The sequence below is a fragment of the Hydrogenimonas sp. genome (assembly GCF_029933015.1).
In the GTDB taxonomy this organism is placed as follows: Bacteria; Campylobacterota; Campylobacteria; order Campylobacterales; family Hydrogenimonadaceae; genus Hydrogenimonas.
The window spans coordinates 1-25,983 of the sequence record NZ_JAOZOZ010000006.1 but is presented as its reverse complement, the minus strand read 5'-3'; the positions used below and the strand labels follow the sequence as shown (position 1 = coordinate 25,983).

General features: G+C 54.9%; 27 protein-coding genes. 2 read left to right on the top strand and 25 right to left on the bottom strand.

The window, feature by feature from the left end; translation table 11 throughout:
- Positions 1 to 87: 87 nt before the first annotated feature.
- The 7 genes from Q1K23_RS01150 to metK form a co-directional block, all read right to left on the bottom strand.
- Complete coding sequence (locus Q1K23_RS01150) at positions 88 to 1,089, bottom strand: beta-ketoacyl-ACP synthase III (protein WP_300361348.1); 1,002 nt, start codon at positions 1,087 to 1,089, stop codon at positions 88 to 90.
- 24 nt (positions 1,090 to 1,113) lie between these two features.
- Entirely contained in the window at positions 1,114 to 2,106 is a 993-nt protein-coding gene (plsX, locus tag Q1K23_RS01145) for a phosphate acyltransferase PlsX (RefSeq protein ID WP_300361345.1), read from the bottom strand.
- A complete protein-coding gene (gene rpmF, locus Q1K23_RS01140; protein ID WP_201352552.1) occupies positions 2,107 to 2,259 on the bottom strand; it encodes a 50S ribosomal protein L32 in 153 nt (50 codons plus the stop codon).
- A gap of 21 nt (positions 2,260 to 2,280) precedes the next feature.
- Positions 2,281 to 2,652 carry a hypothetical protein gene (locus tag Q1K23_RS01135; RefSeq protein ID WP_300361340.1) on the bottom strand — a complete coding sequence of 124 codons (372 nt, stop codon included), beginning with the start codon at positions 2,650 to 2,652 and terminating at the stop codon, positions 2,281 to 2,283.
- Between the two features lie 10 nt (positions 2,653 to 2,662).
- Complete coding sequence (gene ndk / locus Q1K23_RS01130) at positions 2,663 to 3,076, bottom strand: nucleoside-diphosphate kinase (protein ID WP_300361337.1); 414 nt, start codon at positions 3,074 to 3,076, stop codon at positions 2,663 to 2,665.
- Between the two features lie 120 nt (positions 3,077 to 3,196).
- Positions 3,197 to 3,481, bottom strand: coding sequence for a 4Fe-4S dicluster domain-containing protein (locus tag Q1K23_RS01125; RefSeq protein ID WP_300361334.1), 285 nt, complete (start codon positions 3,479 to 3,481; stop codon positions 3,197 to 3,199).
- A gap of 73 nt (positions 3,482 to 3,554) precedes the next feature.
- Positions 3,555 to 4,712, bottom strand: coding sequence for a methionine adenosyltransferase (gene metK, locus Q1K23_RS01120; RefSeq protein ID WP_300361332.1), 1,158 nt, complete (start codon positions 4,710 to 4,712; stop codon positions 3,555 to 3,557).
- Positions 4,713 to 4,867: 155 nt separating this feature from the next.
- On the opposite strand from metK, the gene Q1K23_RS01115 reads away from it, so the two are divergent.
- Positions 4,868 to 5,464 carry a peroxiredoxin gene (locus Q1K23_RS01115; protein WP_300361331.1) on the top strand — a complete coding sequence of 199 codons (597 nt, stop codon included), beginning with the start codon at positions 4,868 to 4,870 and terminating at the stop codon, positions 5,462 to 5,464.
- 74 nt (positions 5,465 to 5,538) lie between these two features.
- On the opposite strand, the gene dxs is transcribed toward Q1K23_RS01115, so the two are convergent.
- From dxs to Q1K23_RS01035, 16 genes are all read right to left on the bottom strand, one after another.
- Positions 5,539 to 7,383, bottom strand: coding sequence for a 1-deoxy-D-xylulose-5-phosphate synthase (gene dxs, locus Q1K23_RS01110; RefSeq protein WP_300361328.1), 1,845 nt, complete (start codon positions 7,381 to 7,383; stop codon positions 5,539 to 5,541).
- Between the two features lie 13 nt (positions 7,384 to 7,396).
- The gene (gene fliH, locus Q1K23_RS01105) at positions 7,397 to 8,269 is read right to left on the bottom strand and encodes a flagellar assembly protein FliH (RefSeq protein ID WP_300361325.1); all 873 of its coding nucleotides are present in this window, start codon (positions 8,267 to 8,269) and stop codon (positions 7,397 to 7,399) included.
- A gap of 1 nt (position 8,270) precedes the next feature.
- Positions 8,271 to 9,302 (bottom strand): flagellar motor switch protein FliG, encoded by a 1,032-nt coding sequence (fliG, locus tag Q1K23_RS01100; protein ID WP_300361321.1) that lies wholly within the window; start codon positions 9,300 to 9,302, stop codon positions 8,271 to 8,273.
- Positions 9,299 to 11,002: a flagellar basal-body MS-ring/collar protein FliF gene (gene fliF / locus Q1K23_RS01095; protein ID WP_300361319.1), complete on the bottom strand. Its 1,704-nt coding sequence runs from the start codon at positions 11,000 to 11,002 to the stop codon at positions 9,299 to 9,301. Before fliF ends, fliG begins: the two co-directional genes overlap by 4 nt.
- Positions 10,999 to 12,105, bottom strand: coding sequence for a histidinol-phosphate transaminase (hisC, locus tag Q1K23_RS01090; protein ID WP_300361316.1), 1,107 nt, complete (start codon positions 12,103 to 12,105; stop codon positions 10,999 to 11,001). The genes fliF and hisC overlap by 4 nt, the downstream gene beginning before the upstream one ends.
- Positions 12,106 to 12,112: 7 nt before the next feature.
- Positions 12,113 to 13,174: a prephenate dehydratase gene (gene pheA, locus Q1K23_RS01085; protein ID WP_300361314.1), complete on the bottom strand. Its 1,062-nt coding sequence runs from the start codon at positions 13,172 to 13,174 to the stop codon at positions 12,113 to 12,115.
- Positions 13,171 to 13,968 carry an HAD-IIA family hydrolase gene (locus Q1K23_RS01080; RefSeq protein ID WP_300361311.1) on the bottom strand — a complete coding sequence of 266 codons (798 nt, stop codon included), beginning with the start codon at positions 13,966 to 13,968 and terminating at the stop codon, positions 13,171 to 13,173. The genes pheA and Q1K23_RS01080 overlap by 4 nt, the downstream gene beginning before the upstream one ends.
- Positions 13,959 to 15,161 (bottom strand): diaminopimelate decarboxylase, encoded by a 1,203-nt coding sequence (lysA, locus tag Q1K23_RS01075; RefSeq protein WP_300361310.1) that lies wholly within the window; start codon positions 15,159 to 15,161, stop codon positions 13,959 to 13,961. The genes Q1K23_RS01080 and lysA overlap by 10 nt, the downstream gene beginning before the upstream one ends.
- Positions 15,162 to 15,244: 83 nt before the next feature.
- Positions 15,245 to 16,309 carry an LptF/LptG family permease gene (locus Q1K23_RS01070; protein WP_300361308.1) on the bottom strand — a complete coding sequence of 355 codons (1,065 nt, stop codon included), beginning with the start codon at positions 16,307 to 16,309 and terminating at the stop codon, positions 15,245 to 15,247.
- The gene (pth, locus tag Q1K23_RS01065) at positions 16,306 to 16,881 is read right to left on the bottom strand and encodes an aminoacyl-tRNA hydrolase (RefSeq protein WP_300361305.1); all 576 of its coding nucleotides are present in this window, start codon (positions 16,879 to 16,881) and stop codon (positions 16,306 to 16,308) included. The genes Q1K23_RS01070 and pth overlap by 4 nt, the downstream gene beginning before the upstream one ends.
- A 6-nt stretch (positions 16,882 to 16,887) precedes the next feature.
- Positions 16,888 to 17,424, bottom strand: a complete 537-nt coding sequence (locus Q1K23_RS01060; protein ID WP_300361302.1) for a 50S ribosomal protein L25/general stress protein Ctc — start codon at positions 17,422 to 17,424, stop codon at positions 16,888 to 16,890.
- Positions 17,425 to 17,492: 68 nt separating this feature from the next.
- Complete coding sequence (locus Q1K23_RS01055) at positions 17,493 to 18,686, bottom strand: PilT/PilU family type 4a pilus ATPase (RefSeq protein ID WP_300361299.1); 1,194 nt, start codon at positions 18,684 to 18,686, stop codon at positions 17,493 to 17,495.
- A gap of 4 nt (positions 18,687 to 18,690) precedes the next feature.
- Entirely contained in the window at positions 18,691 to 19,689 is a 999-nt protein-coding gene (locus Q1K23_RS01050; protein WP_300361296.1) for a transaldolase, read from the bottom strand.
- Positions 19,690 to 19,702: 13 nt separating this feature from the next.
- Positions 19,703 to 20,428, bottom strand: coding sequence for a leucyl/phenylalanyl-tRNA--protein transferase (gene aat / locus Q1K23_RS01045; protein WP_300361293.1), 726 nt, complete (start codon positions 20,426 to 20,428; stop codon positions 19,703 to 19,705).
- Positions 20,421 to 22,613, bottom strand: a complete 2,193-nt coding sequence (gene clpA, locus Q1K23_RS01040; RefSeq protein WP_300361290.1) for an ATP-dependent Clp protease ATP-binding subunit ClpA — start codon at positions 22,611 to 22,613, stop codon at positions 20,421 to 20,423. Before clpA ends, aat begins: the two co-directional genes overlap by 8 nt.
- A gap of 115 nt (positions 22,614 to 22,728) precedes the next feature.
- Positions 22,729 to 23,028, bottom strand: coding sequence for an ATP-dependent Clp protease adaptor ClpS (locus Q1K23_RS01035; RefSeq protein WP_300361287.1), 300 nt, complete (start codon positions 23,026 to 23,028; stop codon positions 22,729 to 22,731).
- Positions 23,029 to 23,133: 105 nt separating this feature from the next.
- Between Q1K23_RS01035 and bioD the strand changes: the two genes are divergently transcribed.
- On the top strand, positions 23,134 to 23,811 hold the full coding sequence (gene bioD / locus Q1K23_RS01030; RefSeq protein WP_300361285.1) for a dethiobiotin synthase: 678 nt from the start codon (positions 23,134 to 23,136) through the stop codon (positions 23,809 to 23,811).
- Here bioD and Q1K23_RS01025 read toward each other — a convergent pair.
- Together Q1K23_RS01025 and Q1K23_RS01020 are read right to left on the bottom strand one after the other, a co-directional pair.
- Entirely contained in the window at positions 23,792 to 24,967 is a 1,176-nt protein-coding gene (locus Q1K23_RS01025) for a glutathionylspermidine synthase family protein (RefSeq protein WP_300361282.1), read from the bottom strand. The two genes, bioD and Q1K23_RS01025, sit on opposite strands and share 20 nt — an antisense overlap.
- 3 nt (positions 24,968 to 24,970) lie before the next feature.
- Positions 24,971 to 25,588, bottom strand: a complete 618-nt coding sequence (locus Q1K23_RS01020; RefSeq protein ID WP_300361280.1) for a UPF0323 family lipoprotein — start codon at positions 25,586 to 25,588, stop codon at positions 24,971 to 24,973.
- Between the last annotated feature and the right edge of the window lie 395 nt (positions 25,589 to 25,983).

Below are 25,983 nucleotides of genomic sequence, written 5' to 3'. Positions count from 1 at the left end.
TAGCAGCTAGCGCACACCTTGTCAAGGGGTTTTCGGAAAAAAGTGCGATTTTTTTGAAAAAAGAGAAGAGGCGCAACAGCGCCTGTTTTATTTGGAGGATTTTCCGGCGAAAGGAAGAAGAGCGCTTCCCCAGGTGAGGCCACCGCCGAAAGCGTCCAGAAGCATCGTATCGCCTCTTTGCAGTCGGCCGCTCTCCCAGATATCGTTCATCGCCATCGGAATGGATGCCGAAGATGTATTTCCATATTTGTGGACGGTCAATACGACCTGTTCGTCGGTCATCTTCAACGCGTCACCGACCGCCTTTATAATACGGTAGTTTGCCTGATGGGGGATGAAGTGTTTGATGTCACCGGCTTCCATTTCGTTGTCGGTGAGAATGTTGACCACATCGCTGGTCAAAGTGCGTACGGCGATTTTGAAAGTTTCGTTGCCTTTCATCTTCATCGTACAGCGCTTTTCCGCGAGAACCTGTTCGGAACAGGGTTCGTTGGTGCCACAACCGGGTGTCATCAGAAGATCGCTGAAATTTCCGTCTGCCGAAATATGGATATCTTTGATCGCTTCGGCTTTGTTGCGGGTGGCACTGACGACGGCTGCTCCGGCACCATCTCCGAAAAGAACGCAGGTCGTACGGTCCGTATAGTCTACGATGGCGCTGAGCTTTTCGCTTCCGACTATCAATACGTTCTTTTTCATTCCCGATTCGATGAAAGCTTTGGCCACCGCCAGTGCGTAGATAAAACCGGTGCACGCTGCAGATATATCGAATGCGGTGACATTGATACGCCCAAGTTTGGAAGCGATCATGCACGCTGTGGAAGGCATACAGAGATAATCCGGGGAGATCGTCGCGCAGACGATCATATCGATATCGTCTATCTTCAGACCGGCTCTGTGGATCGCCAGTTTCGCCGCTTCGACACCCATATCGCTCGTCGTTTCGTTCTCGGCTGCGATATGGCGCTCTTTGATACCAGTCCTTTTGGTAATCCACTCATCGGATGTGTCGACTATGGTTTCAAAGTCTTTGTTCGTCAGAACTTTTTTTGGAACATACGCCCCGATCGATTTCAAAGCAGCATACATCGTTGTTAACCTTTAACTTGTGAACTAGTTGTTCAGTGCTTCAAGACGTGTACGAATGGCTTCGTTGACATCCGATTCGACAAAACGGATCGCCTGGAACATAGCGTTCTTGATCGCTTTCGGATTGCTTTTCCCGTGGCTTATAATCGTACACGCCTTGACACCCAGAAGCGGTGCGCCGCCATATTCGGCATAGTCGATCTGTTTTTTGAGCCTGCGGAAAACCCGTTTCATCAGAAGAGCACCGGCGATGGAAATGGGAGATCGTTTGATTTCCGATTTCAGATAATAGCTGATCGTCTCCGCGACACCTTCACTCGTTTTGAGAAGAACGTTGCCGACAAACCCGTCACATACGACCACATCCACATCTCCGCTGAAAATGTCTCCACCTTCGACATTGCCGACGAAACTGTCGAGCTGGCTTATGAGCGGATAGGCCTCTTTGGTCACCTCGTTCCCTTTGGTCGCCTCTTCGCCGTTGGAGAGCAAGCCTACTTTCACATGGGAAGATCCCAGCACTTCACTCGCATAGGCGTCTCCCATCACGGCGAACTGAAAAAGATTGTTCGCGTCGCAATCGACATTCGCACCCACATCGAGGACTATCGTCTGTTTCCCTTTTATCTGGGTCGGCATGAAAGTCGCGATAGCGGGACGGGATATCCCTTTGATGCGCCCGATCCGCAGTGTCGCCAGACTCATCGTCGCACCGCTGTGTCCGGCGGAGACCACGGCATCCGCTTTGCCCTGCCGTACAAGATCCACCGCTTTGTAGATAGAGGAATCCCGGCGCTTGAGAGCGTCCGTCGCGTGCTCGTCCATGGCGATCACATCGGAACAGTGAACGATTTCGACTCTGTTTTTGAATTTTTTCGGAATGAGAGGAGCGATCTTGTTTTCATCGCCTACGAATATGGGAAGAAAAGTTTTTTGTTTAAGGGCGAAGATTGCCCCTTCCACAATCGGGTAGTGACCGAAGTCACCACCCATTGCGTCAATGGCGATTCGGACCATTTACGCTTTGTATTCACCTGTGAATTTGTTCATTCGGTGAGGCATCCGCCATGTTCCGTCCGCATCTTTTACGGGACGGGCAAGTGTCACTTTGTAGTGAGTTCTGCGTTTTGCCGCGCGGGTTTTGCTGTTACGTCTCTTTGGTACTGCCATAATATTCTCCTTCGGACTGTTTCAAAATTCCATTTCAAAATCATTTTTCCCTTCGCATTCGGGGCATAAATGATATTCACTCTGTATGGAAGCTATCTCACTTTCGCATATCATGTCGAAATCGACAATTCCGTCCAGACATTCTATCACATCGAGCGATTCATCTACCTTAAGCGGTCTGTCGACGACCTCGATACGGAAAGGTTCGGCGATATGTTTCGTGAAAGCTTCACCACAACGATCGCAATGAAGGGAGACATCCCCTTCGATCGTACCTTCCACTATGACACTGTGCTTTCCGCTGCGCCAGAACTTACCACGACATACAAGACCATTCTTTTCGATCGAAAAGTCGTTCTTGCTTTCATGGATTTTGCGCAGCAGGATTTGCATATATCAGGGCTTAGTGGATCTCTCTTTGGGCAAAGAAGAATGCGATTTCGATTTTCGCATTTTCCAGGCTGTCGCTGCCATGGACCGCATTGGCATCGATGCTTTCCGCGAAATCGGCACGGATCGTTCCGGGTGCAGCCTCTTTCGGGTTGGTCGCGCCCATCAGCTCACGGTTTTTGGCAACGGCGTTTTCGCCTTCGAGAACCATGACGACGACAGGACCGCTTGTCATGAACTCGACCAGTTCACCGAAGAAAGGGCGCTCTTTGTGTACCGCGTAGAACTCTCCGGCATCCTGCTCACTGAGCTGGAGCTTTTTCATGGCCGCGATACGAAGGCCGTTGCTCTCGAAACGATCGATGATTTTGCCGATGACATTCTTTTTGACGGCATCCGGTTTGATGATAGAAAGCGTTCGTTCCATGGGAAGATCTCCAATTTAATAAAATGGGTGGAATTATACTGAAACGATGTTTAAGATTAATTAAAAGTTAGAAGTAGTTGGAGAGGAGCGGAGGAGAAGCCTCCTCCCTTTTATGAAAAATTACTCGACGACCGGCTGATGCTCGGTGCGCGCTTCTTCGGAGATGTCGTCACGGCATGTCGCACCTTCCACGCATACATCCCAAACGATACAGCCTTCCGTCGGGCAGGCCGTCGCACATGCGGGCTCGTCATGGTAGCCTACACATTCGACACACTTGTCGGGATAAACATAATAGATCTCTTCTCCTGTCGGATTATCCTCGTCGTCGACGATCGCTTCGACCGGGCACTCGTCAATACAAGCTCCGCAGTTGATGCAGGTATCAGTGATCAATACAGCCATTTACAGCTCCTTTTTAAGATTTAATCATACGTACTATAACACAACATTTTTAAAAAGTATTTAAATAGGTTGCCTACAGACCGAGACTTTTTCGGATCGCTTCGACTTTGTCCGTTTTCTCCCACGTAAACTCCGGCAGTTCCCGTCCGAAATGCCCGTATGCCGCGGTTTTGCGGTAGATGGGGCGAAGCAGATCGAGTGTTTCGATGATGCCTTTGGGCGTCAGATCGAAGAGTTCGTAGATACACGCTTCGATCTTCTCTTCAGGGACATTTCCCGTTCCGTGCGTATCGACCATGATCGAGACCGGTTCGACCACACCGATGGCATAGGCGATCTGGATGGTCACCTTTTCACATACACCGGCGGCCACCAGATTTTTCGCCACATATCGGGCCGCATAGGCGCCGCTTCGGTCTACCTTGGTCGGATCTTTTCCGCTGAATGCCCCGCCACCGTGAGGACAGCTGCCGCCATAGGTGTCGACGATGATCTTACGCCCCGTAAGTCCCGCATCGCCCTGCGGCCCGCCGATGACGAATCTTCCGGTGGGATTGATATGGTAGACGACGTTTTCGTCCAGCAGATCTTCGGGGATTACGTTGTAGATGAGCTCCTCGATGATCGCGTTTTTCAGCTTTTCATGACTTACATCGGGGTCGTGTTGGGTCGATACGACGATCGTTTTGACTTTATGGGGTTTGCCATCGACGTACTCCACCGTCACCTGGGCCTTACCGTCGGGTCTGAGAAAAGGAAGGGTCCCGTCCTTGCGGCTTTTGGCCAATCCCTCCGTCAAACGGTGGGCAAGATAGATCGGCAGAGGCATCAGCGTCGGCGTCTCCTTGCAGGCGTATCCGAACATCAATCCCTGATCCCCCGCACCGATCGCTCCGCCAGCCTGATCGACACCCTGGTTGATATCGGGAGACTGTTCGCCGATTCCGTTGAGCACGCCGGCGGAACGGTAGTCGAAGCCGTAAAGTGCATCGGTATAACCGATTTCGCGGACCACCTCTCTGGCGATATCCTGCATCGGGGCGTAGGTGACGGTTTTGAGTTCACCCGCTATGACGCAGAATCCGTTGGAGAGGAGTGTTTCGCATGCTACACGGGCATTGGGATCCCGTTCTATGATGTAATCGAGAATCGCATCGCTGATCTGATCGGCCATTTTGTCGGGATGGCCTTCGGTGACCGATTCCGACGTGAAAAGATAACTTCTTGGCACCAACTATCCTTTAAATATTAATGTATAAACAAGATTATAGATGTCGATGGATTATATCGAAATGTTTGTAAAAGATTAATCCGTTTCTGTAATATAGCATTGACTCGATAGTGTGCTATAATTTTTCCGTCAATAAAACTTATGAAGGAGACTCAATGCTCGTAACGAAAAAAGCTCCCGACTTCACTGCCAACGCAGTACTCGGAAACAACGAAATTGTCGACAATTTCAACCTCTATGAAAACTTCGGTGAAAAAGGTACCGTTCTTTTCTTCTATCCTCTGGACTTCACGTTCGTATGCCCCTCGGAAATCATCGCCTTCGACCATCGACTCGACGAGTTCACGAGCCGCGGCGTCAACGTCATCGGATGTTCCGTCGACAGTCATTTCACGCACCTGGCATGGAAAAACACGCCGGTCGAAGAGGGTGGCATCGGCCAGGTCCGCTATCCGCTCGTCGCCGACCTGACGAAGCAGATCGCAGCAGACTACGACGTACTTCTCGATGACGGCGTCGCTCTGCGCGGCTCTTTTCTGATCGACACCGACGGCACGATCCGCCATGCGGTCATCAACGACCTTCCCCTCGGCCGAAACATCGACGAAATGCTCCGCATGATCGATGCGATGCACTTCACCAACGAATATGGCGAAGTCTGCCCCGCCGGATGGCACAAAGGCGAAGAGGGTATGAAAGCCGATCCCAAAGGTGTCGCCGAGTATCTGGCAAAGCACGCCGAAGAGCTCTAAGCGAAAGCGCCCTCGGGCGTTTTCTTTCACCCACAAACGAGAAAAAAGGGGCGGCCCGAAAGCCGCCCTTTTTTTTATCTCTGCAAATCCTTCACTATTCTCTCCGCCAGCTGTTTGGGCAAAAGCCCCATCGACTCTTCCACCTTTGCCGTCTTTCCGTGCTCGATGAAACGGTCGGGATATTCGAAGGAGGTAATCGATACCTTCCGGTGGGTTTCGGGCATCAACGCTTCCGCAACGGCGGAAGCCACCCCTCCCATCTTCGCTCCGTCGCTGAAAACGTACCAGCGATTCCACTTTTTTGCTGCCTTTTCAAGCGTTTCGGTATCGATCGGTTTGACGAAACGCAGATCGAGTACCGCCGCATTCACGCCGCGCTCTCGAAGCAGATCGGCGACGGCCACGGCACGGCCCACCCCGTTGCCGTAACCGATCAGCAGGATTTCACCCTCTTCTTCCAGGTATTCCGCCCTCCCTGTCTCGAAAGCACGGGCCGGATAGCGGCCGTTTTCGAGTCCCATCGCACCCCTGGGGTATCGGAAGGCGCAAGGTGTCGGATACCCGGCGGCGAACTCCACCGCCAGTTCCAGCGTCGCATTGTCCCGGGGGGCGAAAAGTGTCATGTTGGGCACGGTCCGCAGATAGCTGATATCGAAAGCTCCCTGATGGGTCTCACCGTCTTCTCCGACGATTCCCGCCCTGTCGATGGCGAAAGCCACGGGAAGATTCATGATGGAGATGTCGTGGATCACCTGGTCGTAACCACGCTGCAGAAAGGTCGAATAGATCGCGACAAACGGCTTGTACCCCTCTTTGGCCAGCGGTCCCATGGAGGTGACGGCGTGCTGCTCGGCGATCCCCACATCCCAGAAACGGTCGGGAAACTTCTCCATCAACTGTTTCATGCCGGTTCCGCTGGGCATCGCGGCCGTCACACCGACGATCTTTTCGTTTTTTTCAGCCAGTTCGCAGAGTTTGTCACTGAAAATTTTCGTCGCGCTCGGCTCCGTGCTTTTTTTCAGGCTTTGGCCGCTCTCTTTGTCGAAGGGACCGACCCCGTGCCAGTGTTCGTAATACCCTTCGGCGATCTTGTACCCTTTTCCCTTGGTGGTCTGGGCATGGACGATGACCGGTTTCTGAAGCTCTTTGGCGGTCTGGAGGGTTTCGATGAGCTGTTCGATGTTGTGTCCGTTTACAGGACCGATATACTCCAGCCCCATCTCCTCGAAAAGAATGCCCGGGGTGATCATCCGCATCCCCTCTTCCATCCGTTTCGCCATATAGCGTGCAGATTCCGGGAAATGCTCGAGCATCTGTTCGGTCCGCTCCTTGAAGCGTTGATAGAAGGGGCTGGCCATCGCCTGGGAGAGCATCCGGCTGATGGCTCCGATCGGTTTGGCGATACTCATTTCGTTGTCGTTGAGAATGATGATGGCCGGGTATTTTCTGTCCCCAAGCTCGTTGAGGGCTTCGTAGACCATACCCGCGCTCATGGCTCCGTCTCCGATCATGACGACGGGGATCCGTTCTCCCTCTTCGCCGCGTAGACGGATCGCTTTGGCGGCCCCGACCGCCAGAGAAACGGAAGTGGAGCTGTGACCCGCGATATAGTAGTCGTAGGGGGACTCGGAGGGTTTCGTATACCCGCTGATACCGCCGAATTGTCGCAACGTCTCGAAAGCCTCCCAGCGGCCGGTCAGCAGTTTGTGGGCATAGGCCTGGTGGCTCACATCGAAAATGAAGGGATCTTTCGATGCGTCGAATACATAGTGCATGGCCACGATCAGATCGGTCGCACCCAGTGTGCTGCTCAGATGCCCGCCGTTGCGGCTCACCACATCCAGAATGCGCTCCCTGATCCTGCCGGCCAGCTCTTCGAGTTCGGGCAGACTCATCGCTTTGAGATTTTCTATTTCCATTCCTTTTCTCTTCCTACTTGACGGTTCCGAAAACCGCTTCTTTGATTCTTTCGAAGCGGTGCATGATGTCACCGTCGATATTTCCGATATCGCTCAAGATGACGACCCCTCCGGCACCTACGGCCGGATCGGGAACGATCTTTACGTTTTTGGTCGTTTCGAGGTTCGCTTTGACATATTCGTAGTCGTCGGGATTGACTTTGAGTTTGACTTTCGAAGCCTCTTTCACCTCCGCGAGCAGCAGTCTCGCCAGGCGCAGAGCCACCTCCTGCGCACTGCTTTCGATCTCTTTCACCACGACCTGTCTTGCCAGATCAAGAGCCGTTTCGATCAGTTCCTCTTCGATCGTGTCGACCTTTTTCATAAATGTCTGCTGACTCTCTTCGAGTGCTCTGATCGCAGCGGTAAAACGCGATCTCGACTCCTCGATCTGGCGATTCAACTCTTTTTCGCACGCCGCTCGCCCCGCTTCCATGCCCTCTTCGAAAGCGCTCGCCCTCTCCTCTTCGACGAGTTTTTGGAACTCCTCCTGCTGCTTTTCGAGAGCCATCTGGGTTTTGACCAGTTCGGTGGAGAGTTCGTCGACCCGTTTGAGCATCTCTTCCATCATCTCGCCGGAAGGCTCCCGGTCCGCTGCGATTTCGGAAGTTTCGGAAACCTTTTCCTCTTTTTCGGTATCCGTTTCCTTCTCCTGTATCTCCCTCTCTTCGGCTACGCACTCCTCCACCGTTTCCGATGGGAGTTCCTTGAAGCTGTAGGGTTGTACGCCACCTTTTTGCGGTTTGGAAGCGGCAGACTCCTCACACACATTCTGCGAAAGGACTTTGAAGCGGTATTTCTGGATGATGTGGCCGCTCGTTTTCTCAGGCGGGATGACGGTTTCCATGCTACTCGATCATCTCCTCGGCTTCTCCTATGCTGACGATGCCCTCTTCCGCCAGTTTCTGGACCACTTCGACGATTTTGCGTTGGGCACCCTCCACCTCTTTGACTTTCACGGCACCCATGAACTGCATCTCCTCCTCGAAGGCTTCACGCGCACGCTGGGACATATTGGACAAAAAGCGCTCTTTCAGCTCCTCGGGAGCACTTTTGAGCGCCAGCATCAGATCCTTCTTGTCCACCGCTTTGAGGATCTCCCGGATCGCGTTGTTGTCGAGATTGACGATATCCTCGAAGGTGAACATCATCTCCTTGATGGCGCTGGCGAGCTGCTCGTCGAGCTGCTCGATCTGCACCAGCGTCGATTTTGCCGCCTTCTGTCCCAGACGGTTGAAGATGTCGGCCACGGCCCGGGGACCGCCCACTTCGACCTTGTAGCTGGCGAGCGATTCGAGTTTGCTCTCCAGCACGGTCGAGACCCGTTTGATGATCTGTGGCGATATGTCTCCCAGGTTGGCCATACGCATCGCGATGACGGCGCGCAGATCGTCCTCGAAATAGCTGAGCACGTTGGCCGCGTCGCCCGGATCCATATGGGCCAGGATGAGCGCGATGGTCTGGGGGTGTTCGTTGACGATGAAGTCGGCCAGCTGCTGGGGCTTGATTTTGGAGAGAAAGCCGAAACTCTGGGTCGTCTGCATCGATTTGGAGAGCCGGTCGATGATCTTTTTCGCCTCTTCCGGCCCCAGTGCCTTGTAGAGTATCTCTTTGGCGTAGTCGAGGCCACCCGTGCTCAGGTACTGGTTGGACTGCATGATGGCGTAGAACTCTTCCAGTATCGCCATCGCTACAGGCTTGTCGATCGTCTTGGCCATCGCGATGAATTTCGAAATCTCGGTGATCGCCTCCACGTTCAGGTGGGCGAAAACGTTGGTGGTCACATCCTCGCCCAACTGGATCAGCAAGATGGCCACTTTCTCGGCCATCGAGAGCCCGTCAAGCTGTGCCTGCTGCTGCGGAGTCAGTTGTATGCTCACGATGTTTCCTTTTTGATCTTCGTCGCCGCACTCTGCTCGAGCTCGTTTTCGTCACGGATCAAAGCGTTGATAAGTGCGGCGAATTCGTCGGTACGCTCTTCCGCCATCTCTTTGACCTTTTCGAGCAATATATCATATTTGAGTTCCTCTTCGCTGAACTCCTCGCTGAGTCCAAGCTGCTCCTCCACCTTCTTGCGCATCTCGGTAAACTTCTCCGCCAGGGATTCGTGCTCCTCCTCGTCCAGATGCAGCACCTGTTCCCCTTCGGCAGCCTCTTCGACGGGAACTTCCAGCATCTTCTCGCTGAACGGAACGATCACTTTTTTGTAGAAGATGAAAAGAATGACGAAAAGAACGAGATACTTCAGTATCGGAACGATCGGCTCCACATAGGCATAGAAGGTCGAAACCGCCGATTTGTAGGGATTCGGCGCCATGCCCTGGGCCGTTGTTTCGAATTTGAAATTGGAGACGGTCACCTGGTCTCCACGCTTGGCGCTGTATCCGATCGCCTGTTTGACCAGGTCGCTGATGCGCTGGAGCTCCTCCTCGCTTCTGGGAGTGTATTTCATGGTTCCGTCATCGGAGGGGATATACTTTCCGTCGACGACGACAGCCGCGGTGATCCTCTCCATGGAGGCAAAAGGTCCTTTGACGTTGGAGACTCTCTTGGATATTTCGTAGTTGGTCGTCGTGGTGGATTTCTGATAGGTCTGTTTCGCCCGGTTCGTTTCGATCCCCTGCACCGGCCCTATGTTGCTGACCGCACCCGGGACGCCGCCGACCTGTTCGGGCGGCGCCCCCTCCTTTTTCTCCTCCATGCTCTGTTCGCTGCGCACGACGTTTTCGGGGTCGTAGCGCTCCTCGACGCTGCTTCGCTGCGCGAAATCGAAATCGACCGTCACCTTCGCGACGACCCGGTCTTTGCCTCCGATGAAGGGTGCGAGAATGTTGACGATCTTCTCTTCATACGCCTTTTCGAATCGGTTTTTGTAGGCGATCTGCTGCTTGACGAGTTCGCCCTCCTCTTCTCCGCTGTCGCTCAGAGGCTCTCCGTACTCGTTGACGATCTTGACATTTTCCGGCGAAAGATTCGCGACGGCGGCGGCGACGAGATTTTTGATGCCTGCGATCTGTTTGCGCGAGAGTCTCATCCCGTCGACCGTTTTGACCACGACCGAAGCGCTGGGCGGTGTCGTTTTGGAGACGAAGACGCTCTCTTTGGGAAGCGCCAGATGCACGACGGCGCGCTCGATCGGCTGCAGACTCTGAATGGTCCTGGAAAGCTCCCCTTCGATCGCTCTTAGAAACTTGACCTTCTGGTCGAAATCGGTCGAACCGAACTCCTGCTTGTCGAAGAGCTCGAAGCCCACGTGGCTCTCTTTCGGAAGCCCTTTGGACGCGACGGCGATGCGTACTTTGTAGACCCTGTCCTTGGGTACCTCGATCGTGCCGTCTTCGGGAATTTTGTAGGGGATCCCCTCTTTTTCCAGCTCCTGGATGATGAGACCGGCATCTTTGGAGGAGAGGTGGTCGAAAAGTACGGCGTAGCTGCCGCTGCGCCCTGCGGAAGTGTAGAGCACGAGAAATACGATGAACCCGATGACGGCGAAAAGCGTCCCGGCGATGACGATCTTCTGTCCACGGTTGAGCTTTTCGTATAGGCGTGTCAGCTGCGCCGTCAACTCTTTGAAATTCATTTCACTCCGTTATTCAAAATTTCTTCGGTCGTTTCGAAAAACCGGCTGTTCTCTTCACTCTTTCCGATCGTTATACGAATGGCGTTGAGCCCGTAACCTTTCAGATCCCTGACGATGATACCCCGTCGAAGCAGCGCTTCCGCAAGTCGCGTCGAATCGATGTCCCGAAGCAGGAAGGTGATGAAGTTCGTATAGCTCTCGATCACTTCGATATCGTGCTTCCGGGCGAAATCTCTGTAGCGTTCCATCTGCTCGAAACAGTCGCGCAGCGTCATCTGCACGAAAGCTTCGTCTTCGAGAGCCTCTTCGGCGGCCACGAGAGAGAGGGTCGTGACGTTGAAAGGGGGACGGAGTTTGTAGAGAGAGCGGACGATCTCCTGTCGCGCGATACCGTAGCCGATACGCATCCCTCCCAGTCCGTAGGCTTTGGAAAAGGTGCCCAGATAGAGAACGTGGGGAAATTTTTCGATCAGGGCCGCCGGATCGAGGGCTTTGCGCGGATCCTTGTAGGCGGCGTACTCCTGATAGGCTCCATCGACGACGACGAGCGTATCGTGGTCGATCTTTTCGATGAAATTTTCGATATCGACACGGTCGAGACAGTCGCCGGTGGGATTGTTCGGCGCACAGACGAAGATGATCTCGGGCTCCTCTTTTTGGTAGAGTTCGTACATCGCCTCCAGATCGTGGGCGACGCCGGGAGCCTTGATCACGGTCGCGCCGCACTGGGCCGCATAGATCTGGTACATCGCGAAAGTGATTTCGCTCTGCAGGATTTTGGCCCCGCCGTAGAGTTTGGCATGGCAGGCGAACTCGATGATCTGATCGCTTCCGGCACCGACGATCAGTTCCTTTTCGTCTATGCCGAAGCGCTCGCTCAGCTTCGACTTGAGTGCCATCATCGTATCGTCCGGATAACGGAACATCAGATGGGCGCTCTTTCGCACCGCCTCCGCCGCCTTCGGGCTGCATCCGTGCGGATTCTCGTTGGATGCCAGTTTGACGATCTGATCGGGCTCGATGCCGAACTCCCTGACCACCAGTTCGATCGGTTTGCCCGGCTCGTAGGTTTTGAGATGTTCGATGACGGGATTGAATTTCATTGTCTGCCTATCCGTTCTGGACATAACTGCCCAGGTATTTGATCTCGTCTTTGTGTTTTTCGAAGAGCTTGCGGATATGGGGTTCGTCCCTGTGTCCTTCGAAATCTATGTAGAACCAGTAGTCGAAACCGGCATCCTCACCGGCCGGTCGGCTCTCGATCTTTTTGAGATTCACTTTCGCTTCGTGAAAACTCTGCAAAAACTCGTACAGACTGCCGGGCCTGTCGGAGAGTTTCGCCAGTATCGAGGTCTTGTCGGCACCGCTCGGAGCGTTTTCGAAATCGCTCAGTATGATGAAACGGGTCTGGTTCCGGTGGTTGTCCTCGATATTTTCGAACATCACCGGAACCTGGTAGAGCTTGGCCGCGATATGGGAGCAGATCGCCGCGCTTTCGATATCTTCCGCCGCCAGCCTTGCCGCCTTGGCTGTCGACTCCACCGGAATGTACTCGATCGTGTCGAGCTCGTGGTCCAGGAGAAAATTGCGGCACTGGTTGAAGGCGATGTCCTTGGAGTAGATCCGTTTGATCTGTTGGAGATGCTGCGCCTTGGTGACGAAGGAGTGATGGATCGGCATGTAGAGTTCCGCCACGATTTTCAGATCGGTTTTGGCCAGTTCGTCGAGTGTCTCGCCGACAAATCCGTTCGTGTTGTTTTCGATGGGAACGACGGCGAAACGGGCCCTGTCGGCATGGACCGCCTTGAAGACCGCCGGGATGGAGTGCAGAGGAATGTACTCGCTCATCGCTCCGAAACGGTTCTCGGCCGCCTGATGGGTGAAGCTTCCCTCGGGTCCCAGATAGGCCACCCGCTGGGGCTGCTCGAAGTTTCTCGCCACGGCGAAGATCTCCAGAAAGATCGCTTCGATGGCGGCTTCGGTGAGGGGGCCGTCGTTCTGCTTTGCGAGTCTCTCGAGTATCGCCTTTTCACGTTCGGGCCGGTAGATGGCGGCGCCGCTTCTGTGCTTGACTTCGCCGACTTTCTGCACGATGCGTATACGTTCGTTCAGCAGTTGCAACAGTTTGTCGTCGATCGCATCGATCTCTTTACGCAAATCATCCAGTGTCATGCTGCTCCCTTTCTTCGGGTTTCGAACCAGGCCGTGATATCTTCCGCCGTCGCGTCGGCACCCTTTTCCACGATCTCCGCCACTTCCTCCAGCGAAGAGATCTTTCCGCTGAGTACCAGTACCGTCTCCATGCCCAGTGCCCTGGCCTCCATCAGATCCCCGACCAGATCGTCGCTGATCATCAGCGTCTCCCCGTAGGTGATGGAGGGATCCTGCCGCCGCAGTCTCTTCAGCGCCTCCGCGTAGAAGGCGCGGCTCGGCTTGCCGACCACTTCGTAGGGTTTTCCCGTGGCGAAGGAGACCATTTTCAATATGGCGCCCACCCCCGGGTACCGTCGGCCGTTTTTGGCGTAGATCGACGTTTCGTGCATTCCCACCAGCTTCGCTCCGCCGAGGACCAGTTCGATCATCCGGGCGTAGTCGTCGTTCGTGAAATCCTCCCGGATCGCGACGAGAACCGCCTTCGGACGTTCGAAATCGAGACGGTAACCCCTCTTTTCCAGCACTTCGAGAAAAAGGGGCGAACCGTAAGCGGCCACGGGAGAGGGAGGTACGACCCTGTCAAGCACCATCAGCGGATCGAGATACTGCACCTCGTCGAAAAGGAAACCCTGATCCCGCAGATAGGCCTGAAAATCCGCACTCTCCCGTTTGGTGTTGTTCGTGACGAGCACATAGGGGACACCTCTTTCGTGTAGGTTGCGTATCACTCGCACGGCGTCGCCGATCGGCTTTTTCTCGCGGTCGTCGATCAGCGTCCCCTGCACGTCGATCATGTACCCTTTTACAGACACATCTTCTCCAGTCGGATCATGTCCTCGAAAGTCTCCCGCTGCCTGATGCAGCGGTCTTTGCCGTCGACGATCGCCACCTCCGCCGGCCTGGGTCTGGTGTTGTAGTTGCTGGCCATCGTGAAACCGTAGGCTCCGGCGCTGTGGACGATCACCAGATCCCCGTGTTCCGTGGGCGGCAGCATCCTCTTCTTGGCGAAGAAGTCGCCGCTTTCGCAGACGGGCCCGACGACGTCCGCCTCACTCTCGTTTCCGCTCTTTCCTGCCACCTCGACCCTGTGCCAGGCGTTGTAGAGACTCGGTCTGAGCAGGTCGTTCATGGCACCGTCGACGATGATGAAGCGCTTGCCCTCGTTCACCTTTTCGTAGAGCACTCTCGTCAGGAAGTAACCGGCGTTTCCGACGATGAACCGTCCCGGCTCACAGATGACCGTCATGTCGAGACCGTGAAGCGTCCCCAAAATCGCCTGGGCGTAGTCGTAGGGCTCGATCGTCGTTTCGTCGTCGTAGACGATGCCGAGCCCGCCGCCGACATCGAAAAACTTGAGTTCGATCTTGATCGCGGCGAGACTGCGGACCAGGTCGGCCACGATCATCGAAGCCTCCCGGATGGGGTCGAGCTCCGTCAGCTGCGACCCGATATGGAAGTGGATGCCCACCGGATCGAGATGGTCGGAGTTGTTGGCACGGATATACATCCGCTTCGCCGTTTCGATATCGACACCGAACTTGTTCTCGTGCAGACCGGTGGAGATATAGGGGTGGGTTTTGGGATCGATGTTGGGATTGACACGGATACTGATGCGCGCCTGGATCCCCAGCTCTTTCGCGATCGTCTCCACCCTCTCCATCTCCGCTTCGCTCTCGAGATTGAGCAGGAGAATGTCCTCCTTCAGCGCCTCCTCGATCTCGTCGTCCCGTTTGCCGACACCGCTGAAAATGATCTTGTACTTCGGTACACCGGCACTCAGCGCCCGCTTGACCTCTCCGATCGAGACACAGTCGGCTCCCGATCCAAGATCGGCCAGATGGGAGATGACGGAGAGGTTGGAGTTGGCCTTCACGGCGTAGCTGATGATCGACTTTCTTCCGGAAAAAGCCTTTTTCAGCTTCTCGTACTGTCGGGTAATGTGATTGAAATCGTAAACGTATAGGGGCGTATCATACTTCTCGGCCACTGCTCTGAAATCGATCAAAAAAGCACCTTTGATTAAATTTTTTCTATTTTATCAAAAAAAGGTTGAATAGGCGGCAACACGAAGAAAAAAAGCGTAGAATCCTACCGGTTTGTCCGAACCATGTAGTAGTATAATGCATTGATCCCCAGCAGGGTGACGATCAGCACCATGCCGTATTCAGGAGGGATGACCCCTGTCTGACTCACGCGGAAAAGCAGATAGAGCAGCCCCCAGACAAAGAGTGTCGTACCGGTCAGAACGAACGACGTCAGAAGCAGATTGACGCTTCTGGCATAGGGGGGTATCGAGAGGAAGAAGATGATCACGAGAAAGAGGGCGAAAAAAGGCGTCACGACCATATGGTAGAAAAGGGTTCTTACCCTCTGGGTGTTGAGCCCCTGGGATGTCAGCAGCCTGAAAGCCTCGAAGGCATCCTGGATCGTATAGTATTTTTTACCCTGGAACACCGATGTCAATATCTTGGGCCTGAACCCGAAAAGGGTTTCGTAACTCTCTTTGTATTCGACCCTGAATCCCTCTCCCCCCAGTTTTTCAGGTGTCGGTTTCCAGACGATTCTGGCATCCTTGATGACCCAGCGGTCACCCTCGAACGTGGCCCTCTTACCATAGATCATCTCTATCATCTCATGATCTTTCATCCGATAGAGCCGGATGTCCAGAGCCTCTTTCTTGGCGGGAACCAGCTGTCCGATGTAGATGAAATTTTCATCGTATTTGAGGAAAAGATTGCGTTTGATGCTGTCGCTTCTCTTTCCGTGCAGAAGGGCTTTGGCGGAGAGGTCCGCGTCGACGAAGGTGGTGAAATGCATCCCGATATACAGAAGCGTCAGGAGGAAAGAGACGGAGACAAACGGCATCAAAACCGCTTTTTTCGAGTAACCGAGCGCATAGAAACTCAGCAAAGCGTTGGAGCGGATCAGGACCACTTTCGCCGCGATCATGGCGAAAACGAGCGCGAGAGGGAAAAGCAGATCGAGGGCGTAGGAGCCTTTGTAGAAAAGATAGAGTATCTTGATGTTGAAGCCGCTCAGCCTCCCACCGCTCTGCTGGAGAAAATCGAGACCCGCGAAGAGAAAGGAGAGCGCGAAAGCGATGATGAAAAAGTATTTCAGATAGATCCAGGCGACATACCGGAACATCCTCATAGAGAGCCCCAGTCCGGTTTTCTGACACTGAACTGCGACGCCACCCTGTCCACAGGATGACGGGTAAGCTCCAGGGCCGCTTTGGAAGCGTGATCGATCCATGCGGGCAGCTGCCGCATCTCTTCGGGGGAGAATTCACCCAGTACATAATCGACCACCTGGGATTTGTAGAGGGGTTTGCCGATGCCCATGCGGACCCGGATATAACCGTTTCCCACCATCGCGTCGATCGATTTGAGGCCGTTATGGCCGCCGTGACCGCCGCCTTGTTTGAAACGCACCGCTCCGAAAGGAAGATCCAGGTCGTCGTGGATGACGATGATGTGATCCAGATCGATTTTATAAAACTGTTTGACCGCCTGGACCGCGATACCGGAACGGTTCATGAAGGTTTCGGGTTTGAGAAAAAGGATCTGACTGGTGGTTTTGAAGAGTTTTCCGTGAAAAGAGGAGGATGACAGGGGGTGGGCTCCCGTCATCCCGACCAGATGGTCGAGGGTCAGGAACCCGATGTTGTGGCGTGTATATTCGTACTTCGCTCCCGGATTTCCCAGGCCGACGATCAGCCACATAAAGCGTTACTTCGCTTTGATGACCCCGACGACCGGTACACGGCCGGCAACCATGATTTTGTATTTGTCCGATTCGGGAATGTCGCGAATCAGGATCGCGTCTCCGACATCCAGATCGGAAACGTCCAGCGTGAAGCTTTCGGGAATGTTTTCGATGGTTCCCTTGACTTTGATACGTCGCTTGGAGATCGAAAGGACACCCTTGTTCTTCAGACCTTTCGGTATTCCCGTCGTTTTGACCGGTACCATATAGTGGGTTTCGACACCCGGCTGTGCGACCATCAGGTCGACGTGCAGAATCTGATCGGTGACCGGATGGAGCTGATACTCCTGAATGACGACATCCATCTCTTTGTCACCCAGTTTGACCGGGAACGCCAGTTTCTCCTTGTGGCGTACCGTACGGATAAATTCACCCATCTTGAAGGCGGCATGAATGTTTTCAAGCCCTTTTCCATAGATGTTGGCGATTAGATAACCATCTCGGCGCAGTTTTTTCGCATCGCTTTTGCCGATACTCTCTCTAACGATTCCTTCCAACATTGTGTTGTCCTTGCAGAAAAATTAAGCACCCGGGGCACTTTAAGACGCGAATTATACCTCAGCCCTCTTTAATCTTCTTTTAAACCATAGATGTCGGCATCGTCTTCAGCTATGTAGACGCCGCTTCTGCCCTGGCCCACGTCGACGTTCGTCTCCATTCCATCGATGCGGAGTTTCAGGTCGTTCGGGCTCGTGGCGTTGCTGAGGGCTTCGTCGAGCGAGATTTTCCCTTTTTTGTAGAGTTTGAGCAGCGCCGTATCGAAACTCTGGGTGCCGTAGATCTGCGTCCCCTCGTCCAGTGCATCCTTGATCTCCATGTCCCGCTTTTCGAGAATCAGCTTCTGGATATAGGATGTGTTGAATAGTATCTCCACCGCCGCCGTCCGACCCCCGTCGACGGTTTTGACGAGGCGCTGGGAGAGGACACCCTGCAGCACCGAAGCGAGGGTGTGTCGGACACGGTTCTGGTCTTCTGGCGGAAAGACGCTGATGGTACGGTTGATCGTCTCTTTCGCGTCGAGTGTATGGAGTGTGGAAAGGACCAGGTGGCCGGTTTCGGCGGCATGGAGCGCCGTGTCGATCGTCTCGACGTCCCGCATCTCGCCCACCAGAATGATGTCCGGGTCTTCACGAAGCGCAGCACGCAGCGCTCTGGAGAAGCTGAGAGAGTCCTGTCCGATGCTTCTTTGGTTGATCAGACACTTTCTATCCTGATGGACGAACTCGATCGGATCCTCGATCGTGATGATATGCTTTTTTTTCTTTTTGTTGATCTCGTCGATGATCGCGGCCAGGGTGGTCGATTTACCCGATCCCGTCACCCCGGTCACCAGTATCAGGCCCCTGTCCAGATCGGTCAGCTTGTGAATCGCCGAAGGGAGCTCCAGTTCGTCGATCGTCGCGATTTTCGCGGGAATCACCCTGAAGACAGCCGATACGCCATCCATCTGGAAAAACATGTTTCCCCGAAAATGGGTGTTTTCGTCGTACATGTAGAGAAAATCGATCTCCTTGTTCTCCACGAACTCTCTGAAACGTCCGCGAAGGATCTCTTTTGCCATCGTCACGGACTCTTCGTGGGTGATCTTCTCTTTCGTCACCGTGACGATGTCGCCGTTGATTCTGGCACGTACCTGGGCGTTGGCCTTGATATGGAGGTCGCTGCCTCCATGCTCGATGAGCCCTTTCATGTACTGGCGGATCTTTCTGGTCACATCGAATGTCAACTCCTCGACATTCACTTCTTTTTCGAGATCGGTCATACGGTTACTCCAAATGGGCTAAGAGTGTGGCGAACGCCTCCTTGAACGCTTTGAGACCGTCGTGCAGAAGGGTGTCGTAGACTTCGTTCATATCGATGCCCTTCTCTTCGACCGAGGCGAAAAACTCTTCGATTTTTTCATCGTCTATCGGTAGTTTCGGTGTATGGTCCGGGTTTTCGACGAACGCTTCGATCGTCGCGAGCGGTGCCGTGTTGACACTGTGAGGCGCCATCAACTCTTTGATGTAATAATCGGCAGGATAGGCATCCCCCTTTACCCCGGTGCTTGCAAAAAGTGTCCGTATGGCGGGGTCCTGTTTCGATTCTACCAGATTGTAGATCTTCGCCGCGTTCATGATCCCGACACGTCCGGGTTCGATCCCTCTCTCCAGCAGTTTTTCATCCAGCATTCTGTCGAAACGGCTGACAAAGACGCTCAGAACGCCTCGGACATCCTTTCCGTCGCCCGTGGCCCGCCATATCTTCAGCCCCTCCTGCATCGCTTCGATACACCTGAGCGCCTGCATCGGAGAGAAGATCAGCGTGGCGTTGACATGGTGGCCCTCGCTCATCAGCGTTTTCATCGCTTCGTAGCCGGCTTCGGTCGCCGGTACCTTGATCATGACGTTCTCCATGCCGATCTCGCGATAGAGCCTGCGCCCCTCCTCGATCGTCCCTTCGGTGTCGTCGCACAGAAAAGGGTCGACCTCGATACTGACGAAACCGTCCCTGCCTTCTTTATAGAGGGATTCGAGCGTTTCGGCCGCGGTGCGGATGTCCTCTTTGGCCAGTGCTTCGTACTTCGCCTTGGCCGAATGGTTCTGCAGTCTGTCGAGCTGGGCCGTGTAGGCCACAGAGGTCTCTATGGAGTTGGCGAATATCGAAGGATTGCTCGTCGCTCCGTTGATGATCCCCTCTTCGACCAGGCGGCCGAACTCTCTTTGCAGATGATCCCGCTCGATGAAATCGAGCCAGAGTGAAAACCCCAGTTTCTCGTCTATCATACCGATCTCTCCTTCAAAAATTGATCTCCTGCAGCAGCGCTTCGTGCTCCTGCCAGCTCCCCGGCACCCCGAGATACTGCTGGGTCGCCTCCAGCTCGTCGAGAAATCTGTCGCGATCGACACACACAGCACCCAGACGCTTCAGGTGTTCGGAAGGGATCTGGCAGTCGATGAAGGCGAACTCCCAGATCTTCGCCAGCTCCACCAAATGGGCCAGGGCGATTTTCGATCCGTCGGGCCGAAGCGAAAACATCGATTCACCGAAAAAGGCCCGTCCGACACTGAGTCCGTAGAGACCTCCGATCAGATCGTCCTTTTCGTCGTAGACCTCGATGGAGTGGGCGAATCCGCGGCTGTGGAGCATCTTGTAGCTCTCGACGATTTCGGGCAGGATCCACGTCCCGATCTGTCCGTGGCGCGGCACGTCGGCGCAGTGGCGCATCACCGCTTCGAAATTTCTGTCCAATTTTACCCTAAATCGTTTCTGTCTGAGTTTTTTTCGAAGAGATCTGTGCAGTTTGAAATCGTCGGGATAGAGAAGAAGGCGCGGGTCGGGCGACCACCACAGAATCGGGTCGCCCTCGTTGTACCAGGGGAAGATCCCCTTTCGATAGGCCGTCAGTATGCGGTCGGGATTGAGGTCGCCGCCATAGGCGAGCAGCCCCTCTTTCATCGCATAGCGCGGGTTGGGGAAGATGTAGTCGAACCCAAGCCGGGGGATGGCCGGGCCGTTAGACACGCTCGGCTACCTTGAACTCGAGTCTGCCTTTCTCGACATCGAAGTCGACCTCTCCGCCGTGCCGCAGCGCACCGAAGAGGATCTCCTCGGTCAGCGGCGCCTTGATCTTTTCGGCGATCACGCGGCTCAGGGGTCTGGCGCCCATCGCCTCGTCGTATCCCTCTTTGGCCAGATGGGCTTTCGCGGCTTCGGAGAGTCTGATGACGATCTTTTTGTCCGCCATCTGGACGTTGAGCTCGTCGATGAATTTGTCGACGATCTTCTCGACATGCTCGAGTTTGAGATGGTCGAACCGCACCACCGCGTCGAGCCGGTTTCTGAACTCCGGACTGAAGGCCGACTTGATCGCCGTGTCGTGTTTGGCTTCGCTACGCGCGCCGAATCCCATGACGTTGGCTTCCGTCGCGCCGACGTTGGAGGTCATGATGATGATGACGTTCTTGAAGTCGGCACGGTTGCCCGTGTTGTCGGTCAGCATCGCGTTGTCCATCACCTGCAGGAGCACCTGGATCAGATCCGGATGGGCCTTCTCGATCTCGTCGAGCAGAAGCACCGTATGGGGATGCTTGCGGATCGCTTCGGTCAGCTGTCCGCCCTGCTCGTAGCCCACATAGCCCGGAGGCGCGCCGATGAGCCGGCTGACGGCGTGTTTCTCCATGTATTCGCTCATGTCGAAGCGCTCGAAGTGGACTCCCAGCGCTTCGGCCAGCTCGATGGCCAGCGCCGTCTTTCCGACACCGGTCGGCCCGGCGAAGAGGAACGATCCCACCGGTTTGTTGGGCGCGCCGAGGCCCGCACGGGAGCGTTTGATCGCCGCGGCGACCTCTTCGACGGCGCGGTCCTGCCCGATGACCCGGGTTTTGAGGATCTTCTCGAGATTCTGCAGTGTCGCCAGGTCGTCGCTGGTCACCCGCGCCGGCGGGAGGTTCAGCATGCGGCTCACCGCATCCTCGATATCCCGTTCGTTGACCCGGCGCCGTTTTCTGGCCTTGAGCCTGAACGAGGCGCCCACTTCGTCGATGATGTCGATCGCCTTGTCCGGCAGGAAACGCTCGTGCATATACTTGACCGACAGATCGATCGCCGTCTTGAGCGCCTTTTCGCTGAAGTGGACGTCGTGATGGGTCTCGTACTTGTACTTGAGACCTTTGAGGATCTTGAGCGTATCGTCGAAACTGGGTTCGGCCACGTCGACCTTGGCGAAACGCCGGCTCAGGGCCCGGTCTTTTTCGAAGAAGTTGCGGTACTCCTCGAAGGTCGTGGCCCCGATGCACTTGAGATTGCCGTTGGCCAGGGCCGGTTTGAGCAGGTTGGACGCATCCATGCTGCCGCCGTTGGTGGCGCCCGCTCCGACGAGATTGTGGATCTCGTCGATGAAAAGGACGGCGTTTTCACGCTGCTCGAGCTCGTGGAGCACACCCTTGAGCCGCTTTTCGAAATCGCCGCGGTACTTCGTCCCGGCGATCAGCGAGCCGATGTCGAGGGCGAAGATCTCCGTACTTTTCAGCATCTCGGGGACCTCGCCTTCGGCGATGGCCAGGGCGAGCCCTTCGGCGATCGCCGTCTTTCCGACACCCGGTTCGCCCACGAGGACCGGATTGTTCTTCTTGCGGCGGCAGAGGATCTGCATGACCCGCTCGATCTCGGTGTCGCGTCCGATGACCGGATCGATCCTCCCCTCTTTGGCCCGCTCCACGAGATTGACCGTGAACTGGTCGAGATACTCGCTCTCCGACTCTTTCGGTTTCGCCTCGGTCTGGGGCTCGTTCTCGGTGATGATTTCGAGGATACTCAGACGGTTGATCCCCTGCGAATTCATCAGCGCCACGGCGAAGGAGTGCTCCTCGTTGAAGATGGAAGCGAGCAGGTCGCCCACGTTCGCCTCTTTCTTGTCGGAGCTCTGGGCGTGACGGATCATCTTTTCGATGACTCTGGAGAGCGCCACCGTTTCGAACGGTTCGCGCACCACCCCTTCGGGCAGGGGTCTGAGCGACGTCATCAGGTGCTGGTTGATTCTCGTCTTCATCTGCTCGATGTCCGCGCCCGCTTTCTTCAGGATCTCCGCGCCCTGGGGCGAGAGCAGAATCGCCAGAAAGATGTGTTCGACCGTCAGGTATTCGTGACGGTGCATTTTGGCGTACTTGACCGCCTCTTTGAATATGTCGTTGAGATCTTTACTGATCATAACTTCTTTTTCCTCCGTAAAATGAACGGTTCCGAACCTTCGGATACCGTTTCACTGAAATCGGCTTCCCTTTCGGAAGTCTCTGTGGTGCCGCACGTTCGTTCATCAAGAATCTTCACTCTTTCTCCATCGTGACGCGCAGCGGAAATTCATTGGCTCGGGCACGTTTGATCGTCTGATGGACCTTCGTTTCCGCTATCTCGTAGGTATAGGTCCCGCAGACGCCTTTGCCCTGCTCGTGGATCGCAAGCATGATCTCGACCGCCTCTTCGTAGCTCTTGTGGAAAATATCGGCCAAAACCTCCACGACGAAATCCATCGTGGTATAATCGTCGTTCCACATGATCACCTTGTATAGTTCAGGCTCTTCGAGATCGACCTGACTTTCACTTTCAACCCACTCTTTTTGCGCCAATCCAAACTCCTTGAGGGTTCGCTGTTTTAGTTTAATTTAAGTATACCATAATTTAAAAAATTTTCAAGTTTGCACACGGCGATTCGGTAAGGGCCTGTGCTAAAATTGCACACTATCAGAGCCCAAGGAGTTCGCATCAGAATCTTCGTCACCGCCACCAACACCGATATCGGAAAGACCCACACGATCCTGCTGCTGATGGAGGAGGCAGCCCGGCGCGGCCTGCGTCCCGCCGCCTTCAAGCCGATCGAGACGGGCGTCACCCCAAAGGGGCCGGCGGACGGGCTGAAGCTTCTGCACGCCATGCGGAGGCTCAATCCCGACACGGAAAGACTCGCCGTCGGGGATATCGTCCCCTACCGTTTCGGGCTGCCCGCCGCCCCCTTCGTGGCGAAAGGGGAGACGAAGATAAGATACGACTATCTGGAAGAGAAGATGAAAGAGGTGGAGCGGCTCTGCGACATACTTTTCATAGAAGGGGCCGGGGGTCTGATGGTCCCGATCGACGGGGAACGCTTCATGATCGATCTGCCCCGGCTCTTCGATGCCCATACCCTTCTCGTCGCCCCGGGGCGTCTGGGATCGATCAACGACACGCTGCTGAGCATCGAGGCGCTGCGAAACCGCGGCATCGGTTCCGATCTGGCCGTCAACCTCCAAGAAGAGCGTGAGGATTTCGAAAAGGTCACGCGCCCCTACTACCGCGCCGCCCGCATCGACCACTGCCTCCTGCCGGAAGAGAGCGGCAGGTGTCTTGATAGACTCATGCGATCAGGTGGCTGACGAACTTGCTCATGTTGCCCAGGATCGCTCCGCCCCGGCGGTATCCCAGTCCGCACCCTTCGTAGGCGAAAAAGACCCCCGCCTGGTAGTGCCTCCCCTCGCCGTCTTCCGGCAGCGGCTCGTAGGCCTGATAGACGGCGGGCTGGTCGGTGTAGATCTCGGCCCCCTCCTCGAGCAGATTTCCGTCGGCGTCCAGAATCTGCACGCCGCCCCCTTCCCGTCCGAAAAAGGGCTTTTTCACCTGTTTCCTGCCGATCGGCTCGAAGGAGGTCTCCAGCAGCAGGGGATGTTCGGGGAAAAGATCCCACAATATCTTCATCATCGCCTTGGACTGGAACATCAGCGTATAGGCTGGATTGAGGATGATCGCTTTCTGGTTTTCCATGATCTTCGTCAGGATCCTCGCCAGGTCGCTCTCCTCGACGGCGATCGTCTCCCAGGGAATCAGTTTGAACCAGTATTCGTACCTTTCATCGTCGTAGAAGATCCCCTCATCCTCCGAAAAGGTCACTTCGTCCACGAAAGCGAAAGCGGTGTGAAACCCGGCGTCGTCGGCCATCTTCTGCAGCAGACGGGTCGTGTTTTCGTCTTCGATATCGCCCCTTATGGAGCTGAAGAGGATCTTCCACCCCTCGTAATGGCGTTCGAACTCCTCCACGTCGCCGTCGAGGACGATGAGTCTGCGGAAATTGTCCCGTATCGCTTCGTAGACGTTGTTGAACTGGGCCGCCTCGTCGAGGCCGTTGGCCTTGAGCAGCGCCCACTGGACGATGGCCGTCTCGAAAAGCGCCGTCGGGGTGTCGGCGTTGAACTCCAGCAGTTTGACCGGTTTCCCGTCGATACCTCCGGCGAAATCGAAACGTCCGTAGATGTGCCAGTGCACGTCGTTCTCCCAGCTCTTTTTCACCGCGTCGACCAGATTGAAAGGGATGCCGATCTCGTGGAAAAGGTTGTTCTCCACGACATACTCCCCCGCTTCGACGAACATGTCGTAGAGTTCGTTGGCCGCTTCGTAGTAGCCTTCCGCCTCCGCTTCGGTGACGACGACCGCCTCGTCGGCCACGTAGGCGGAACCGTCACGGTCGGTATGCCAGTGAAAACCGAGACCCTCCAGAAACTCAGCCGTCAGAGGCTGCAGCTTTTCGAGTTTCACCATCGATCAGCCGCCGAAGCTTCCGAAGGTGGAGCGGCTCGAACCGCTTCTGCCGCCGAAAAAGCCCGATCGGCCCGACCTGCTCTTCGTGGTGGAAGTACGGGATTTTTTCGCTTTGTTGAAACTGTTGACGCTGCGCTGATAGGCCGACGGCGACTTGTAGCTTCGCTGACGGTTCTGCTGGTAGTTGGGGTTGTTGAAGAGCTTGCTGCCGATCCAGCTGCCGATGATGGCGCCAGCCGCCGAAGCCAGGATCGCCTCCCCCAGGCTCAGACCGCCGCCGTGCATCTGCGGCTGCGTCAGAGCCGATTCGCCCGCATCGATCCGCTTCGCCTCCTCGGCCACCAGTGCGTCGAGCTCCTCTTTGGAGAGAATCTTTTCGGTGCCGTCGAGTTTGCGAAGAATCACCCGCGTCGTATCCGCCGGGTACTCCTCGGCGATCTTGTACTCCCCCGGCGCCACTTCGTCGATCACGACGAAAGCCCCCTGTTTCTGGCTCGCCTGCGTAAACGCGTCTCCCTCTCCCGAGGGTTTCTGCTCACACCCGCTCATGGCCACCATCGCGATCGCTCCCAGCGATCCGACCATGGCGTAAGTCGAAATTTTCTTTATATAGTGTTTCAAAACCTCTTCTCCGTTACTTTTTCAGCATTCTATCGAAAAGAAAGATATTTTGAAGCTGAAAAGAGCAAATTGCTTTGTCGCTTAAGATTTTTTATGCTAACATAACCGGAAATTAATCAAGTCATCAATTTTTCTTGATTTATATCAAGGATATGGTCTCCTGATTAGGTGTAAAATCGAAAATTGGACGACGTTCCTGTCTATTCTGTATATTTTTTTAAATATATAGAGTTGACCGGAACGGTTAAACCAAATTCTTCAAAGGGAGTAAGAATGAAGACAATCAAGATGAGCCTTGCTGCAGTTATGGCAGCGACGGTAGCGACCACAGGTGCGAGCGCGAACATGCTCGAAGAGATCATCAGCAACCCGCAGCTCGATATCGAGATCCGACC